Consider the following 16,579-nt stretch of genomic DNA (forward strand, 5'->3'; position numbering starts at 1 on the left):
AACAATCCGGGCGAGAACAATCGAACAATGTCGTGGACACCGAATCCGGACGCTCTTCGCGAACGAGTAGCTGTTGTTGCCGGGGCGACGAGGGGCGCCGGACGCGGAATCGCCGCAGCCTTGGGCGAGGCGGGTGCAACTGTCATCTGCACTGGTCGGAGCACATCTGCCGGGATACTTCAGTCGGACTACCCGCGCGGTGAGACCATCGAAGAGACTGCGGAACTTGTCACCGCGCTGGGCGGCGTCGGAGTGCCGATTGCCGTCGATCACCTCAAGAGCAAGCAAGTCGCTGATCTCGCCGAACGCTTGCGCGCCGACTACGGACACATCGACATCTTGGTCAACGACATCTGGGGCGCAGAGTTGCTCAAGGGTGGGCCAGCGGAGTGGAACACACCGGTATGGGAACACGATCTGGACAAGGGCTTTCACATCTTGCGCCTGGCGATCGACACCCACATCACCACGTCGCATCACCTCCTGCCGCTGATGATCGATCGACCTGGTGGACTGGTCGCCGAAATAACCGACGGCACTACTGAATACAACGCGTCGAACTATCGCATCTCGGTGTTCTACGACTTGGCGAAAGTATCGGTGAACCGGCTCGCCTTTTCGCAAGGCCACGAATTGGCCCCGTTCGGCTGTACTGCCGTCGCCATCACTCCGGGGTTCCTGCGATCGGAGATGATGCTCGACAATTTTGGTGTCGGCGAATCGAATTGGCGTGACGCTCTGTTGCCGAATCGGGATGGTCCGACTGCGCCACCGGATTTCGCACGCTCCGAGTCACCGAGATTCATCGGACGTGCGATCGCGGCCCTCGCTGCCGATCCGAACCGGAAGCGATGGAATCAGCGATCTGTCAGTTCAGGCGAACTCGGAACCGACTACGGGTTCACCGACGCCGACGGGAGCCAACCCGATTTTTGGCGGACCAACTGAATCCGACGGCGATTAGGATCCGAGCATGGCCGAATTCGCGACGATCGACGAATACATCGCGTCGTTTCCCGCCGATGTGCAACCAGCCCTCGAAAGCATCCGCGAAACGATTCACAACACAGTTCCAGGCCTCGATGAAACCATCAGCTATCAGATGCCGACCATGACGGTGAACGGCAAGAACCTGGTTCATTTCGCAGGCTGGAAACACCACATCTCGATGTACCCACTGCCGGCGGGTGGCGCAGAGTTCGAGAAGTCCGTCGACCCGTACCGATCCGCGAAATCAACCGTGAAGTTCCCGCTAAACAAACCGATCCCCCTCGATCTCGTGGCTCGGATCGTCGAATTGCTCGCGCGGCGCCACTAGCCTCAGTTCCCGTCGGAGCCTGTGAGAACGTATGGCCGTGCAGAGACAACCCATCCGCCGCGTCAAGGCCGCTCCATCGTCGGGCGCTGACGTAGGCAGCTGGCCGATGACCGTGCCTGCGGTCGCGCAGATCGTTGAGGACGGTCTCGAACTTCCACCGGGTGTCACGATTCTGGTCGGCGAAAACGGAGCCGGGAAGTCGACCGTCATCGAAATTCTTGCCGCCGTTCTCGGGCTCAATGCGGAAGGCGGGTCGACAAATACGCGGCATCAGACCCGATCGAGTGAACCGGGCGGCCTCGACCTTCTGGTCGAGCGGAGCCCCGGCGCGTCGAAATGGGCGTACTACCTTCGGGCCGAAACCTTGCACGGGTTGTACACATACCTGGAGGACAACCCCAATCCCCGGCACCCTGAACCGCAATATCATCAGCTTTCCCATGGAGAAGCGCTGCTCGAGATCTTGTCGTCGAGGACCTCCGACGGCGGGTTCTATCTCATCGACGAACCCGACGCCGCCCTCTCCTTCCAAGGAACGTTGACGCTCGCCGCGTTGCTCGGTGAGCTGGTGGACTCCGGCGCACAGGCAGTGATCGCGACGCACTCGCCGATCATCGCGGCGCTCCCGAACGCCAACCTGCTCGAGATCGGCGAATGGGGAATCAGAGCCGCAGGATGGGAAGACCTCGATCTCGTCTCGAACTGGCGACGGTTCCTTCACGACCCACAGACGTACCTGCGCCACCTGATCTAACCTGGAACTCCACCCCCAGGAGGCCTCCATGGCATACGACAAAGCGCTGGCTGAGCGTATCCGCGACGCGCTCTCGGGCGAGGACGACGTCGAGGAAGTAAAGATGTTCGGTGGCCTGAGTTTCATGGTCAACGGGAAGCTGGCCGCCAGCGCGAACTCACACGGCAACATCATGGTTCGTTGTGCCCCCGACCGTGTCGACGAGCTTCTGACGCACAAAGGTGCAAGTTGGCCCGAGATGCGGGGTAAGCCGATGAGCAAGGGATGGATCGTCGTCGACCGAACCGGCACGAGTTCGAACGTCGAGTTCAATGCGTGGATCAAGGAAGCGCTGGACTTCGTTCACTGACTGGTACTGCCGGTTCGATCAATTTCGGTCGATTCGGCAAAAGTGAACTGGGCGGCCCTTAGACTCCGGAAAAGCATTGGATTGGGCGCCTCGACGCCGCGGAGGAAAGGTGGTCCGTCCCGTGACGTTCACACCCAATCAGCCGGATCACCAACGCTCCTTCGGCTTTCAGCCGCCGACGACCCGCGCAATTCCCTCCCTCATGCCCGAGAGTTTCGGACCGAATCTCGTCGGATCGTTGTGGGCGTGCGCCGGGATCGTCGCCGGCAGCCTCGGCCCGTGGACGTCGTCTTCCGCCCTCGACCACAGTGGTATGGACGAATGCGGAGCGATCACTCTCGTCCTCGCGATGTGCGCGGTCACTGCACTGATCGCGATCATGATCCGCGACGTCACCCCCGAGATGAAAAATCACTGCACCGGACCGCTGGTGGGAATCGCTGTCTTGATCGTTGCCGTCGGAAACGCCGCGACCATCGTGGGACGTAGTACCGAGGTCTCCGGGCACACCACCGGGCAGTCCATCGGGTGGGGACTGTGGGTGGTCATCGCGTCTGCAGTGATCCTGTGCGTCACGTCATCGACCGTCGCGCACCTGATCAGGTTCCAGGCGGCAATGATCACAAGGTCTTGATCAGCGGTCACAAGGTCTTGATCAGACCACCGTCGATCACGAAATCCGCGCCCGTCACGTTCCCCGCACGATCACTGGCGAGGAACAACACCAGGTCGGCAACCTCTTCGGGGAAGGTGAACCGCCCAGTCTCGGCGCCGGCCGCGGCACTTTCGACGATGTCGTCGGCGGCTGATCCACTCGCCTTCGCCAACGTCGATGCCACACCGTGCTTGCCGAGCCACAACTCCGTTTGCACCGGCCCAGGACTGACGGTGTTGACGCGGATCCCTTTCCCGCCCAGCTCTTTCGACAACGACTTCGAGAAGTTGGTCAGCGCTGCTTTGGCGGCGCTGTAGTCGATCACCGTGGGGTCGGGAAGGAAGGCGTTGACCGAACTGATCGTCACGATGCTCCCGCCGCCTCGGCGGATCAACTCCGGTAACGCGGCGCGAACCGTGCGCACAGCCGACAAGAACGTCAGATTGAACGACGACGCCCACTCGTCATCCGTGATACTTGCGAAACCACTGGTTCTCGGGGTGACAGCACCGACGTTGTTGACCAGGATGTCCACGCCGCCCCTGCCTGCTGCGACTTCGAGCAGTCGAGTTGAGCCTTCGGCACTCGCCAAATCGACCGCAACAAACGTGATACAGCCCCCGGACTGCAGCGATTCGAGTTCCGGTGAGAGCGTCCGAGAGCCGGCGACAACATGGACGCCCTCGGCGACCAACGCCCGCGTGACAGCCAGTCCGATGCCCTTTCCTGCGCCGGTCACCACGGCAGTTCGCCCGTCCAATTGCAGATCCACTGCGGTCCCCGTTCGGTCCTGTGCGCAGCGGGAGGTGTGCGTGCGACAGCCCTAGAGTCGCCGCACGCACACCGTGGTAAACCTGCCGGCCTATACGCTGTCACACCTAGCCACTGTTACACCTAGCCACTGTTGCGAAGTGCAGTCGCCAGGCCGTTCATCGTTAGCTGGATGCCCCGACGCACCTGATCGCTCTCGTCGCCGGACCGGTATCGACGGATCAGCTCGACCTGTAGATGGTTGAGAGGTTCGAGGTACGGGAACCGGTTGTGGACCGAACGCTCGAGGCCCGAGTTGTCGGCAAAGAGGTTCTCGTTTCCCGTGATTGCCTTGTACATGCGAATTGTGCGTTCGTGCTCGTCGGTGATCATTCCGAAGACTCGATCGCGTAGTTCTGCGTCGGGTACGAGGTCCGCGTAGCGGGCCGCCAAACCGAGATCCGATTTCGACATCACCATGGCCATGTTCGAGAGCACGGTTCGGAAGAACGGCCACTTCTCGTACAGGGCCGTCAACGTGGCAAGCCGACTGTCGTCTCCGTCGATCCATCGTTCGAACGCGGCGCCGGTGCCGTACCAACCCGGAAGCATCACGCGAGACTGACTCCACGAGAGCACCCAGGGAATCGCACGCAGGTCGGAGATCGCCTTGGTCTGCTTGCGAGAGGCCGGGCGAGAGCCGATGTTGAGTGCCCCGATCTCGGCGACCGGTGTGGACGCTTCGAAGTACTGCACGAATCCTGGTGTGTCGTGCACCAATTCGCTGTACGCGGTGCGGGCGAGGGCAGCAAGCTCGTCCAATACCGCATAGGCCGCGTCTGCATCGCTGCCGAGACCTTCGACGTCGAGCAACGTCGACTCGATAGTCGCTGCGATCAGTGTTTCGAGGTTGCGATGCGCCAGGCGCGGTTCGGCGTACTTGGCGGCAATCACCTCACCCTGCTCGGTGATTCGCAAAGAACCAGCGACTGCACCGGGAGGCTGCGCCAGAATCGCTTCGTAGCTCGGTCCGCCGCCACGTCCGACCGTTCCGCCGCGGCCGTGGAAGAGCCTCAATCTGATTCCGCTTTTACGCGCGGCATCGACAAGGTCGAGTTCGGCACGGTACAGCGCCCAATTGGCAGCAAGATAGCCGCCGTCCTTGTTGGAATCGGAGTACCCGAGCATCACTTCCTGACTGTCACCGCGGGACCGGACGATCGCACGGTAGATCGGGATGTCGAGCGTCGCCAGCAGTGTGTCGGCGCCGCCCTGCAGATCCTCGATCGTCTCGAACAACGGAACGATTCCGATCGGGCAGGAGGGTTCGCTGCCGACGCCCGGATCGAGGACGCCAACCTCTTTGAGCAGCACTGCGGCCTCGAGCATGTCGCTGACCGAGGTACACATGCTGATGATGTAGTTGGGCACCGCACCCGCTCCGAGAACCCGCACTGCCTTCGCGCCGGCCGCCATGATGGCCAGTTCCTTGGTGGTCAATTCACTGAACTCGGCGTCCGGCGAAGTCAGCGGTCGCCTCGTGGTCAGCTCGGCCGACAACAATTCCACACGCTCGGCTTCCGGCAACGACGCGTAGTCCGGGTGAACTCCGGCCCACGCCAGAAGTTCTGCGACGACGCCTTCGTGTACCTCGGAGTTCTGCCGCATGTCCAGACCGGACAGGTGAAAGCCGAACACCTCCACCGCTTCTCGGAGCCGATCGAGCCGATCGTCGGCAATGGTCTCGTCGCCGAAACGACGCAGCGAGGTGTCGATGATTCCGAGATCCCGCTGTAGTTGTGCCGGATCGGTGTACGCCTCGAGACCGTCATCGGAACCGTGAGCCGGCAACTCCCCCAGCACCGACAGTGCGGTGGCGCTCAATCGCCCACGGATACCACGAATCGCGCGACGGTACGGCTCGTCGGCCCGGAATGCCGAATCGTCGCCGGAAGTGGACGCCAGCAGATCGAGTTCGGGCGTGACGGACACCAGCCGCGCCGACATCGACAGTTCACGCTCGAGATGTTCGAGTTCCCCCAGATGATGCTCGAGAGCAGTTGCCGCAGCGCGCGAAGTCGCGCGCTGGACGATTTCACCGGTCACATACGGATTGCCGTCCCGGTCACCGCCGATCCACGAACCCGGCCTCAGGATCGGTTCCGGCAGCAGGCCGGCTTCCGGCCAACGCGCGCGCAGAGCTTTGCGAACCTCCGCATTGATCTTCGGAATCACCTCGAACAACGCCGCGTCGTAGTAGCGAAGGCCCACCTCGATTTCGTCCTGGATGCGGAGGCGGCTGAGCCGGATCAGAGCCGTCTGCCACAGGGTCAGGATCTGACGGCGCAATTGCAGATCGACGTCATCGGTTTCGGCGGCGCTCAGCGCCGTGCGCTCGCGGTATCGCATCAACTCGGTGATCCGACTCTGCGTCTCGAACACAGTGCGGCGACGAGTCTCCGTCGGGTGAGCGGTGATGACGGGCGAGACCAAGGCGCCCCGCAACGCTTCTTCGACGGTGGCCGAGTCGATATCGGCCGCATCGAGTTTGGTGTACGTGGCCGCGAGAGTGCTGTCTCGGGGCGGTTCACCCGCGTTGACGTGGATGGCCCGCCGACGCTCGCGGTGGATGTCCTCGGCCAGGTTGGCGAGCAGCGCGAAGTGACTGAACGCACGGATGACGGGAATGGCGTCGTCCGTACTGATTTCAGCGAACAGTGACACCAGTTCTGCGCGGTCGATCTCCGACCGACGGACTCGGAACGACTCGACACGGGCTCGCTCGACAAGATCGAAAACATTGTCGCCGGCTTGCTCTCGCACTATTTGTCCGAGTATTCCGCCGAGAAGCCGGATGTCTTCGCGCAGCGGCTCGGTGGCCTCTCGCGGTGTTTCTCGATGCGACGCGGTTTCAGTCATCACACAATTATCGACCGAAACAAAGAACCCCGCTCGATAGGCGGGGTTCCGTGTCTGAAATTCGTGGGTGAAGAATTACCGACTGCACGAGCCGACAATCAGGCGAACTTGATCTCCAGGCCAATGCCGACGATCGAGATGAGCCAGATCAATGCGGTGAAGACCGTCAACCGGTCGAGGTTCTTCTCGACAACAGTCGATCCGGACAGGCTGGACTGGACACCGCCACCGAACAGACTCGACAAACCGCCGCCCTTACCGCGGTGCAAGAGCACCAAGGCGATGAGGAGCAAGCTGGTGACGACCAGCAGGATATCCAGGAACAGTTTCATGTCTGTCTACGTCCACCAATCCAATAGGGACAACTACAACCGATAACACCATACAGGCGCGCACAGATAGCCTGACCACATACCCGCCTTGCACACACCTCTGCGCCCGGCCAGGCACGACTCTTGGTCAGTGGCATCGATCACACTGTCGAGATACCGATTCAGTAGTTTTTCAGTTGACGCGACTCTACCTCCGAAAGGCCCGCTCCATGCTTTCCGACACTGCCCTGCCTGACACTGCCCTGCCTGACACTGCCCTGCCCGACACTCCACGCCTGGCTTCGATTCACAACTTCCGCGATGTGGCCGGCCCCGGGTACGTCACGACCGGTGGACAGGCGATGAGCCGCGGAGTCTTCTACCGCGCAAATGTTCTGACGCCCTCGCCCGAGGATCTCGCAATCGTGGAATCGTTGGGGCTGACCGCCGTCTACGACGTGCGATCCGAAACCGAAGCGAACGAAACTCCCGACATCGTGCCGACTCCGGCGATGTACGCCCACATTCCCATCCTGTCCGGCAACATCCACGCCGAGGCAATGGCTCTCCGAACGGCTGACGCTGCAACAGCTTTCATGCAGAACATCAATCGTAGTTTTGTCGCGGACCCCGTCACTCGGAACGGATTTTCACAGTTGTTCGCCGCCCTGGCGACCACCGACGGACCGCAACTCTTCCACTGCACGGCGGGCAAGGACCGTACAGGTTGGGCAGCAGCACTACTGCAGACACTCGCTGGTGTACCGCGCGAAACGATCACGGCGGACTACCTGCTCACGAACACGTACTCGGCCGAGTACATCGATACAACAGTCGCGAAGATCGCCGCTGCCACAGATGCAGACAAGGGCGAGGTCATCCGACTGCTGCTTTCCGTCGACGCGAGTTACCTGGGCGCCGCCTTCGAAGAGGTGGACCACCACTACGGGACCGTCGAGAACTATCTGACCGCCGGGTTGGAGCTTGCTCCCGAACTCGTCGGCGCTTTGGAAATCAAACTCGTGAGCTGACTTGCGAACAAAAAACTGCGGGCGTGTGACCTATTCGGTCGCACGCCCGCAGTCTTGGTCTCGAGCAGTTTCAGCTCACTACCCGATCATCACGGGAGTGGACCGCCTGCAGCGATCGCAGACAGTGTCGCGAACTCGTCAGCCTTGAGTGACGCGCCGCCGACAAGAGCACCGTCGACGTCGGTCTGGCCGACGATCTCTCCGACGTTCTTGGAGCTGACGCTACCGCCGTACAGGACGCGAACGCCGGCTGCGACCTCGGCGTCGGCAAGTTCGGCGACTGTTGCTCGCACCGCAGCGCACACTTCCTGTGCATCTGCGGCAGAAGCGACACGGCCGGTGCCGATGGCCCAGACAGGCTCGTACGCGATGACGATCTTGGAGATCTCCTCCGCGCTCAGGCCCGCCAACGAACCCTTGAGCTGGTCGACGTTGTAGGCGACGTGATCGCCCGCTTCGCGGATTTCGAGGCCTTCGCCGATGCACACGATCGGCGTGAGGCCGTTCTTGAGAGCGGCCTTGGTCTTCGCGAGGACGGTCTCGTTGGTCTCACCGTGAAGGGTGCGACGCTCCGAGTGACCGACCACGACGAAGGTGCATCCGAGCTTGGCCAGCATGGAGCCGCTGATCTCACCCGTGAACGCGCCCGAGTCCTGAGCCGAGACATCCTGCGCGCCGTAGGTGAGGAGGAGCTTGTCGCCCTCGATCAGCGTCTGGACGCTTCGGATGTCGGTGAACGGCGGGATAACCGTGACGTCCACTTTGTCGAAGTACTTCGCAGGCAAGGAGAAAGCGATCTTCTGCACCAGGGCGATAGCCTCGAGGTGGTTCAGATTCATCTTCCAGTTGCCGGCGATCAACGGCTTACGTGCCATGTCGGATCAGCCTTCCAGTACTGCGATGCCGGGCAGCTCTTTACCCTCGAGGTACTCGAGGGAAGCGCCACCACCGGTGGAAATGTGCGAGAAGCCCTCGTCCGGGATACCGAGCTGACGAACGGCTGCTGCGGAGTCGCCGCCGCCGACGACGCTGAAGGCACCCTTCTCGGTTGCCTCCACGATTGCCTCGGCGACACCGCGGGTGCCTGCCTCGAACTTCGGGAACTCGAACACGCCCATCGGGCCGTTCCAGAACACGGTCTTGGCGCCGGTCAGGATCGCGGCGAAGCGCTTGACCGACTCCGGTCCGATGTCCAGACCCATCCAACCGTCGGGAATCTCGTCGAACGGAACGATCTTCGACTCGGCATCGGCCGAGAAGGAGTCCGCGACAACAACATCCTGAGGGATGTGGATGACGTCCGCGTACCGGTCTAGGAGATCCTTGCAGGTCCCGATCATGGACTCTTCGCACAGCGAATTGCCCACGGACACACCCTGAGCCGCGAGGAACGTGTAGAACATTCCGCCGCCGATCACCAGAGTGTCGACCTTCGGTGCCAGTGCCTCGATGACGGCCAGCTTGTCCGAGACCTTGGAGCCGCCGAGCACCACCGCGTAGGGACGCGCTGCGTCCTGCGTGAGCTTGGCGAGCACCTCGACCTCGGCGCCGACGAGGTAACCCGCGTAGTGCGGGAGCAGCTTCGCGACGTCGAAGACCGACGCCTGCTTGCGGTGAACAACACCGAATCCGTCGGAGACGAATGCGCCGTCGTCACCGACCAGCTCGACGAGAGCCTTGGCGAGCTTGACCCGCTCGGCTTCGTCCTTGCTGGTCTCGCGAGGGTCGAAACGGATGTTCTCGAGCATCAGGACGTCACCGTCGGTGAGTCCTTCGGAACGAGCCAGCGCGTCCTGTCCCACGACGTCACCGGCGAGTTGCACGTTGCGACCGAGGATTTCGGCCAACTTCGCAGCAACCGGTGCGAGGGAGAACTTGGGATCGGGCTGACCGTCGGGGCGCCCGAGGTGCGCGGTCACGATGACCTTCGCTCCACCCTCGGCAAGTGCCCGCAGGGTGGGAGCGGACGCGACGATGCGGCCCGGGTCCGTGATTTCTCCGCCATCCAACGGGACGTTGAGGTCGGAACGCACCAGTACGGTGCGCCCCTCGACCCCAGCGTCCAGCAGATCCTTCAGCGTCTGAACTGCCACTGTTATCGAAACTCCGCTCAGAGAGACTTGGCGACGAGGCCGATGAGGTCGGCGAGGCGGTTGGAGTAGCCCCACTCGTTGTCGTACCAGGAAACGATCTTGACCTGGTCGTCGATGACCTTCGTCAGACCCGAGTCGAAGATCGACGAGTGCGGGTCGGTGACGATGTCCGAGGAGACGATCGGTGCGTCGGTGTACTTCAGGATGCCCTTGAGGGGTCCTTCGGCAGCAGCCTTCATCGCGGCGTTGATCTCGTCAGCGGTGGCCGACTTCTTCAGGTTCGCGGTGAGGTCGGTGACCGAGCCCGTGGGGATCGGCACGCGCAGTGCGTAGCCGTCGAGCTTGCCGAGCAGCTGCGGGAGAACCAGGCCGATTGCCTTGGCTGCACCGGTGCCGGTGGGAACGATGTTGAGGGCGGCTGCGCGGGCGCGACGGAGGTCTGCGTGCGGAGCGTCCTGCAGGTTCTGATCCTGGGTGTACGCGTGGATCGTGGTCATCAGACCCTTGACGATGCCGAACTCGTCGTCGAGAACCTTGGCGATGGGGCCGAGGCAGTTAGTGGTGCACGACGCGTTGGAGATGATGTTCTGGCTGCCGTCGTACTTGTCGTCGTTGACGCCCATGACGATGGTGATGTCTTCACCCTTGGCCGGAGCCGAGATGATGACCTTCTTGGCGCCGGCTTCGAGGTGTCCCTTGGCCTTTGCGGCGTCGGTGAAGATGCCGGTGGACTCGACGACGACGTCGACGCCCAACTCGCCCCAGGGAAGTTCGTTCAACGGGCCGCGGTGTGCGAGGGCCTTGATGCGCTGATCGCCGACAACGATCGTGTCGTCACCGTCGAGCGACACGTCGTACGGCAAACGGCCGAGGATGGAGTCGTACTTCAGCAGGTGAGCGAGCGTCGCATTGTCAGTCAGGTCGTTGACTGCCACGATCTCGATATCGGTGGTTCCGAGCGCCTTCTGCGCATCCACCGCCCTGAAGAAGTTACGTCCGATACGGCCGAAACCGTTTACGCCAACCCGGACAGTCACAATTCGCTCCTTTGACCATGATTCTGGTGTGCAACTTGACCCACGCATACTCCGAATCCGTGTGTGCACGACGCGGACGTGGGGTTCATCGGTCGATGTGACTCATACCCTAATGCGCGTGGCCCGAACGTGCGCAGCCCACCCTGACGGAGGGCAGGTCACCCCTCTTCGAGTAGCTCCGCATTCACTGCCGATTCGGTGTCGGGTATGCCCGTTTCCTTTGCCTTGCGATCAGCCATGGACAGCAGGCGACGGATACGTCCGGCAACGGCGTCTTTGGTCATCGGCGGGTCCGCCAACTGGCCCAGCTCCTCGAGGGACGCCTGTCGATGCTCGACGCGCAGTGCGCCCGCCGCGGCCAGGTGGTCGGGCACGTCCTCGCCGAGGATCTCCAACGCACGCTCGACGCGTGCAGCAGCGGCAACGGCAGCGCGAGCCGAGCGTCGCAGGTTCGCGTCGTCGAAATTGGCGAGACGATTGGCGGTGGCGCGGACTTCGCGTCGCATCCGTCGCTCCTCCCACACCAGACGCGTGTCCTGGGCTCCCATGCGGGTCAGGAGATCGCCGATGGCCTCGCCGTCGCGGATCACCACACGATCCGTTCCGCGCACCTCACGTGCCTTCGCCGAGATGCCGAGACGCCGCGCAGCTCCGACCAATGCCAGTGCGGCTTCCGGGCCCGGGCAGCTCACTTCGAGCGCCGACGAACGGCCGGGTTCGGTCAGGGATCCGTGCGCGAGGAATGCTCCGCGCCAAGCTGCTTCGGCGTCGCCGACACTTCCGCCGACCACCTGCGCAGGCAAGCCGCGAACCGGGCGTCCGCGAAGATCGAGTAGACCCGTCTGGCGGGCGAGCGCCTCACCTTCCTTCGCCACACGCACGATGTAGCGAGCGGACTTACGAAGTCCGCCTGCACTGAGTACGTGAACGTCGGCGCTGTAAGTGAACAGGTCGAAGATCTCCCGGCGCAGACGTCGCGCCGTGGAGCCCAGATCGACCTCCGCTTCGACGACCACCCGGCCGCCGACTATGTGGAGTCCACCGGCAAAGCGCAGCAACGCGGAGACCTCTGCCTTGCGGCAGCTGACCTGAGTCACCACTAACCGGCTCAGTTCGTCCTTGACCTCCGCTGTCATTGCCACGAAGCGTTCTCCCTCTGTTCTTCGGAATACTGTTCTTGCCGGGAAGGCTGGTCCTGCCGGGAACGCTGTGTCGAATCCCCCACTGCCGCACTGCTCGATAGTTCGGCCAACACGTCGGCCAGTTTTGCCGGATCGTGTACATGCGCTGCGCCCGGTGAGGTGTCCGCGACTTCCGCGTACCTCACTTCGGCCGAAAATTGATCCGCCGCACGCTGCAGATGTTCACGTTCGCGCCCGGCCGGTACCGACGCCGAGTCGACCACCACGTAGTCGACCCGGAAATCGGGCACGTGTTGGGAGAGTACGTGCAGGTGACGCTCTGCGGAGAATCCGGCGGTCTCCCCCGGCTCGGGGGCGAGATTGAGCACCAGCACTTTTCGAGCCTTCGTCGACGAGAGTGATTCGACGAGTTCGGGTACCAGGACATGCGGGATCACGCTCGAGAACCACGATCCGGGTCCGAGGACCACGAGATCGGCACGATCGATCGCGGTCACGGCGTCGGGGCACGCGGGTGGATTGGACGGGAGCAGTCTCACGCGCCGGACCTTGCCCGGCGTCGTCGCGACGGCAACCTGTCCACGAATGCAACGGCTGACGCGGGGGTCCTCTTCGAGTCCTTGAACGTCGGCTTCGATCTCGAGCGCGATCGGCGACATCGGCAACACACGGCCACGGATTCGCAGCAGTCGCGCCATCTCGTCGAGCGCGACCACTGGATCACCGAGCACCTCGGTGAGGCCGGCCAGGATGAGATTGCCCACCGAGTGCCCGGCGAGCGCGCCGACACCGCCGAAGCGATGCTGGATGGTCCGCGTCCAGTCGACTATCTCGGGTTCGTCGGACGCCAGAGCCGCCAGCGCCATTCGTAGGTCGCCGGGCGGGATGACGCCGAGCTCGGCGCGCAGCCGGCCCGAGGAACCACCGTCGTCGGCGACCGTGACCACCGCGGTGACGTCGACCGTCAGGCGTCTGACGGCTTGGAGGGTGGCGAACAATCCGTGCCCGCCGCCCAGAGCGACGATGGCCGGCCCCTCGAGTGCTTCCTGCGAGCGCTGTATCGGTTCACTCATTCGCGCCCCAGATCCCGGTGCACGATGCTGACCGAGATGTCTTCCTCGGAGCCCAAACGCCTCGCGAGAGCTTCGGACATGGCCACGCTGCGGTGCTTACCGCCGGTGCACCCGACCGCAATTGTCATGTAGCGCTTTCCTTCTCGTCGATATCCGGCGATCGTCAAATCCACCAGATGACGGTAGGTGTCGAGATAGTCTTCGGCACCCTCTCGGGACAACACGTAGTCGCGGACGTCGGCATCCTGACCGGTGTGCGGACGAAGTTCGGGGATCCAGTGGGGATTGGGCAGGAATCGAACGTCACAGACGAGATCGGCATCCATTGGCAGGCCGTACTTGAATCCGAACGACTGAACCGTCACCTTCATCGTGCGGTTTGCATCGTTCCCGAACGCCGTTTCGATCTTCTGACGCAGCTGATGAGCCTTCAGCGCCGACGTGTCGATGACCAGATCGGCGGCCGCCTTCACCACTGCCAACTGCCGACGCTCGGCGGCGATCCCCTCGGACAACGTGCCGTCGATGCCGTCGTTCTGCAAGGGATGGCTGCGGCGCACCTGTTCGAACCGCCGTATCAACACGTCGTCCGATGCTTCGAGGTAGAGCACCCGGGTGTGGATCGGTTCCGCCTCGAGTTCGGTGAGCACCCAGCCGAGGTCTCCGGTGAAGAGTCGACTCCGCACGTCGATGACGACGGCGAGACGATCGACCGGCGGATCGGAGGTCAAACTCAGACCGACCATCCGGGAAATCAGCTCAGGTGGCAAATTGTCCGCGACATACCAGCCGAGGTCTTCGAGCACCTTGGCCGCGGTACTCAAACCTGCTCCGGACAATCCCGTCACCAGCAGGAAATCCATCGTTCGACTGTCTTTGGCGCTGTCGGTAGTCACTGTGCACTCGGCCCCGTCGTCGGCATGGACAATTCTCGCGACTCGGAGACCTCGTCACCGCTACCGGAGTCAGCGCTGGGCGCGTCAGCAGACGTAACAGACGATTCGGATTCCGTGTCCAGCTCATCATCCCCTACCGCGGCGGGCAACGCGCGAGCTTCAGCACCCGCATCGGCCGCAGCCGAATCCGTTCCCAGTGCGGCCAGAACTGCTGTGGCGGTGGTCTCACCGATACCAGGGACCTGCATGATCTCCTCGACCGTTGCCGTTTTCAGCTTCGCCACGGAACCGAAGTGAGCCACCAGAGCGGTACGACGGGTTTCACCGAGCCCCTTGACCGAGTCCAACGCCGAAGCCGTCATGCGCCTCGAGCGCTTGCTGCGATGGAAGGTGATCGCGAAGCGGTGAGCTTCGTCGCGGATGCGCTGCAGTAGGTACAGCGACTCACTCGTTCGGGGAAGGATCACCGGATCTTCCTCGCCCGGCACCCATACCTCTTCGAGGCGCTTGGCCAACCCGACCACCGCGACGTCGGTGACCCCCAACTCATCGAGGACAGCAGCTGCCGCCGTGACCTGAGGGGCGCCGCCGTCCACGACGAACAGATTGGGTGGATACGCGAAGCGCCGAGGCCGACCGGTGGCCGGGTCGATCGCCGCTTCGGGAGCGAGATCCCCGCCGTCCGCGTCCATGGTCGACGCCGAGGCCGCCAGAACGCCTAGGTCGCGGTTGTGGCGCAGGAACCGCCTGCGCGTGATCTCGGCGATACTCGCCACGTCGTCGGAATGACCGTCGCCGGCAGCTTCCTTGATCGCGTAGTGCCGGTAGTCCGACTTGCGCGGGAGCCCGTCCTCGAACACGACCAGTGACGCCACGACGTCGGTTCCCTGGACGTGACTGATGTCGATACATTCGATTCGTAGCGGAGCCGAATCCAGATCCAGCGCTTCCTGGATGCCCTGCAGCGCCGCAGATCGTGAAGTGAAATCCCCGGCACGCTTCAGCTTGTGCTGCGCCAGAGCCTCTTTCGCGTTTCGCTGGACTGTTTCGGCGAGGTCCTTCTTGTCGCCGCGTTGCGGAACCCGCAGTTGCACTTGCGATCCCCGAAGCTCGCTCAACCACGCCTGGATCTCGGTCGCGTTTGCCGGCAGAACCGGCACGAGAACTTCCTTGGGTACGGCACTGATCCCGGCCCCGGAGCCCGCTCCCGGGTCGAGGGCCGCCTGCTCGCCGTAGAACTGCGTGAGGAACTGTTCGACCAGAATCGGCAAGTCCGACTCGGCGTCGAGCGCAGCCCAGTCGATGGCGTCGCCTGCCTTCTCCACGACCCATCCACGCTGACCGCGCACACGTCCGCCGCGCACATGGAACACCTGGACAGCGGCCTCGAGATCATCGGTGGCAAAGGCGACGAGATCGGCGTCGGTGCCGTCACCGAGCACCACTGCCTGCTTCTCGAGTGCCTTACGCAAGGCTCCGATGTCGTCGCGCAGACGAGCTGCGGTCTCGAAGTCGAGATCCTCGGAAGCCTGCTGCATGCGCTTCTCGAGGTCTTTGACCAGCTTGTCGGTGCGGCCGGCGAGGAAGTCGCAGAAATCTTCGACGATCTGACGATGCTCCATGGCACTGACGCGGCCGACGCAAGGCGCCGAGCACTTGTCGATGTAGCCGAGCAGACACGGACGGCCGATCTGGTTGTGCCGTTTGAAGACTCCGGACGAGCACGTTCGTGCGGGAAAGACTCGTAGCAGCAGATCGAGAGTTTCGCGGATCGCCCAGGCATGGGAGTAGGGACCGAAGTACCGGACGCCCTTGCGCCGCGGACCGCGGTAGACGAACAACCGCGGGAACTCTTCGTTGAGCGTCACAGCGAGAACCGGATACGTCTTGTCGTCGCGGTACCGCACGTTGAACCGCGGATCGAATTCCTTGATCCAGTTGTACTCGAGCTGAAGCGCTTCGACTTCGGTACTGACGACGGTCCACTCGACGCTGCCGGCAGTGGTCACCATCTGCCGCGTACGGGGATGAAGCGTCGTGACGTCCGCGAAGTACGAGTTCAAACGTGAACGGAGGCTTTTTGCCTTACCGACGTAAATGACCCGACCATGCGGATCACGAAATTTGTAGACGCCCGGCGCGGCCGGAATGGTTCCGGTAGCGGGGCGGTAAGTCGAGGGATCCGGCACGGTTTCAGGTTAGTCGCCGCCACCGACCGACTCGGAAACGCGCAGGATGCGGGCACCGAACC

At 62.8% G+C, this 16,579-nt stretch carries 16 protein-coding genes; 6 read left to right on the forward strand and 10 right to left on the reverse strand.

Going from position 1 to position 16,579, the window contains the following annotated elements; genetic code table 11:
• Window positions 1-27: 27 nt before the first annotated feature.
• The 5 genes from ACWF6P_RS10055 (at window position 28) to ACWF6P_RS10075 (ending at window position 3,055) form a co-directional block, all read left to right on the forward strand.
• Entirely contained in the window at window positions 28-948 is a 921-nt protein-coding gene (locus ACWF6P_RS10055) for an SDR family oxidoreductase (protein WP_452620922.1), read from the forward strand.
• 25 nt (window positions 949-973) lie between these two features.
• Window positions 974-1,318 (forward strand): iron chaperone, encoded by a 345-nt coding sequence (locus ACWF6P_RS10060; RefSeq protein ID WP_452620923.1) that lies wholly within the window; start codon window positions 974-976, stop codon window positions 1,316-1,318.
• Between the two features lie 31 nt (window positions 1,319-1,349).
• Window positions 1,350-2,072: an AAA family ATPase gene (locus ACWF6P_RS10065; protein WP_452620924.1), complete on the forward strand. Its 723-nt coding sequence runs from the start codon at window positions 1,350-1,352 to the stop codon at window positions 2,070-2,072.
• A gap of 28 nt (window positions 2,073-2,100) precedes the next feature.
• Window positions 2,101-2,421: a TfoX/Sxy family protein gene (locus ACWF6P_RS10070; protein ID WP_230815565.1), complete on the forward strand. Its 321-nt coding sequence runs from the start codon at window positions 2,101-2,103 to the stop codon at window positions 2,419-2,421.
• Window positions 2,422-2,542: 121 nt separating this feature from the next.
• A complete protein-coding gene (locus tag ACWF6P_RS10075; protein WP_452620925.1) occupies window positions 2,543-3,055 on the forward strand; it encodes a hypothetical protein in 513 nt (170 codons plus the stop codon).
• Between the two features lie 7 nt (window positions 3,056-3,062).
• Here the strand turns inward: ACWF6P_RS10075 and ACWF6P_RS10080 are convergent, their stop codons facing one another.
• The 3 genes from ACWF6P_RS10080 to secG all read right to left on the reverse strand — a co-directional run bounded on the left by ACWF6P_RS10080 (window position 3,063) and on the right by secG (window position 7,077).
• On the reverse strand, window positions 3,063-3,848 hold the full coding sequence (locus ACWF6P_RS10080) for an oxidoreductase (RefSeq protein ID WP_378533127.1): 786 nt from the start codon (window positions 3,846-3,848) through the stop codon (window positions 3,063-3,065).
• Between the two features lie 122 nt (window positions 3,849-3,970).
• Window positions 3,971-6,745 carry a phosphoenolpyruvate carboxylase gene (gene ppc / locus ACWF6P_RS10085; protein ID WP_452620926.1) on the reverse strand — a complete coding sequence of 925 codons (2,775 nt, stop codon included), beginning with the start codon at window positions 6,743-6,745 and terminating at the stop codon, window positions 3,971-3,973.
• Window positions 6,746-6,843: 98 nt separating this feature from the next.
• Window positions 6,844-7,077 (reverse strand): preprotein translocase subunit SecG, encoded by a 234-nt coding sequence (gene secG / locus ACWF6P_RS10090; protein ID WP_095970190.1) that lies wholly within the window; start codon window positions 7,075-7,077, stop codon window positions 6,844-6,846.
• Between the two features lie 209 nt (window positions 7,078-7,286).
• Here secG and ACWF6P_RS10095 point away from each other — a divergent pair, with 209 nt between their 5' ends.
• On the forward strand, window positions 7,287-8,087 hold the full coding sequence (locus ACWF6P_RS10095; RefSeq protein ID WP_452620927.1) for a tyrosine-protein phosphatase: 801 nt from the start codon (window positions 7,287-7,289) through the stop codon (window positions 8,085-8,087).
• 89 nt (window positions 8,088-8,176) lie between these two features.
• On the opposite strand, the gene tpiA is transcribed toward ACWF6P_RS10095, so the two are convergent.
• The 7 genes from tpiA to uvrC all read right to left on the reverse strand — a co-directional run bounded on the left by tpiA (window position 8,177) and on the right by uvrC (window position 16,517).
• On the reverse strand, window positions 8,177-8,962 hold the full coding sequence (gene tpiA / locus ACWF6P_RS10100) for a triose-phosphate isomerase (protein ID WP_019748390.1): 786 nt from the start codon (window positions 8,960-8,962) through the stop codon (window positions 8,177-8,179).
• 6 nt (window positions 8,963-8,968) lie between these two features.
• Window positions 8,969-10,180, reverse strand: a complete 1,212-nt coding sequence (locus ACWF6P_RS10105) for a phosphoglycerate kinase (protein ID WP_283304640.1) — start codon at window positions 10,178-10,180, stop codon at window positions 8,969-8,971.
• Between the two features lie 17 nt (window positions 10,181-10,197).
• Complete coding sequence (gene gap / locus ACWF6P_RS10110) at window positions 10,198-11,217, reverse strand: type I glyceraldehyde-3-phosphate dehydrogenase (RefSeq protein ID WP_003944851.1); 1,020 nt, start codon at window positions 11,215-11,217, stop codon at window positions 10,198-10,200.
• Between the two features lie 158 nt (window positions 11,218-11,375).
• Complete coding sequence (whiA, locus tag ACWF6P_RS10115; RefSeq protein ID WP_230815559.1) at window positions 11,376-12,359, reverse strand: DNA-binding protein WhiA; 984 nt, start codon at window positions 12,357-12,359, stop codon at window positions 11,376-11,378.
• The gene (locus ACWF6P_RS10120; RefSeq protein ID WP_452620928.1) at window positions 12,350-13,432 is read right to left on the reverse strand and encodes a gluconeogenesis factor YvcK family protein; all 1,083 of its coding nucleotides are present in this window, start codon (window positions 13,430-13,432) and stop codon (window positions 12,350-12,352) included. The genes whiA and ACWF6P_RS10120 overlap by 10 nt, the downstream gene beginning before the upstream one ends.
• A complete protein-coding gene (gene rapZ, locus ACWF6P_RS10125; protein WP_172436543.1) occupies window positions 13,429-14,328 on the reverse strand; it encodes an RNase adapter RapZ in 900 nt (299 codons plus the stop codon). The genes ACWF6P_RS10120 and rapZ overlap by 4 nt, the downstream gene beginning before the upstream one ends.
• Window positions 14,325-16,517: an excinuclease ABC subunit UvrC gene (gene uvrC, locus ACWF6P_RS10130; RefSeq protein WP_452620929.1), complete on the reverse strand. Its 2,193-nt coding sequence runs from the start codon at window positions 16,515-16,517 to the stop codon at window positions 14,325-14,327. Before uvrC ends, rapZ begins: the two co-directional genes overlap by 4 nt.
• Between the last annotated feature and the right edge of the window lie 62 nt (window positions 16,518-16,579).

This window comes from Rhodococcus sp. NPDC055024, from assembly GCF_053608585.1.

Excerpts from the sequence above, each read along its gene's own strand:
- ACWF6P_RS10065 (WP_452620924.1), top strand. The coding sequence starts at position 1,350 with ATGGCCGTGCAGAGACAACCCATCCGCCGCGTCAAGGCCGCTCCATCG.
- ppc (WP_452620926.1), bottom strand. The coding sequence starts at position 6,745 with ATGACTGAAACCGCGTCGCATCGAGAAACACCGCGAGAGGCCACCGAG.
- ACWF6P_RS10095 (WP_452620927.1), top strand. The coding sequence starts at position 7,287 with ATGCTTTCCGACACTGCCCTGCCTGACACTGCCCTGCCTGACACTGCC.
- tpiA (WP_019748390.1), bottom strand. The coding sequence starts at position 8,962 with ATGGCACGTAAGCCGTTGATCGCCGGCAACTGGAAGATGAATCTGAAC.
- ACWF6P_RS10060 (WP_452620923.1), top strand. The coding sequence starts at position 974 with ATGGCCGAATTCGCGACGATCGACGAATACATCGCGTCGTTTCCCGCC.
- ACWF6P_RS10120 (WP_452620928.1), bottom strand. The coding sequence starts at position 13,432 with ATGAGTGAACCGATACAGCGCTCGCAGGAAGCACTCGAGGGGCCGGCC.
- secG (WP_095970190.1), bottom strand. The coding sequence starts at position 7,077 with ATGAAACTGTTCCTGGATATCCTGCTGGTCGTCACCAGCTTGCTCCTC.
- ACWF6P_RS10070 (WP_230815565.1), top strand. The coding sequence starts at position 2,101 with ATGGCATACGACAAAGCGCTGGCTGAGCGTATCCGCGACGCGCTCTCG.
- ACWF6P_RS10055 (WP_452620922.1), top strand. The coding sequence starts at position 28 with ATGTCGTGGACACCGAATCCGGACGCTCTTCGCGAACGAGTAGCTGTT.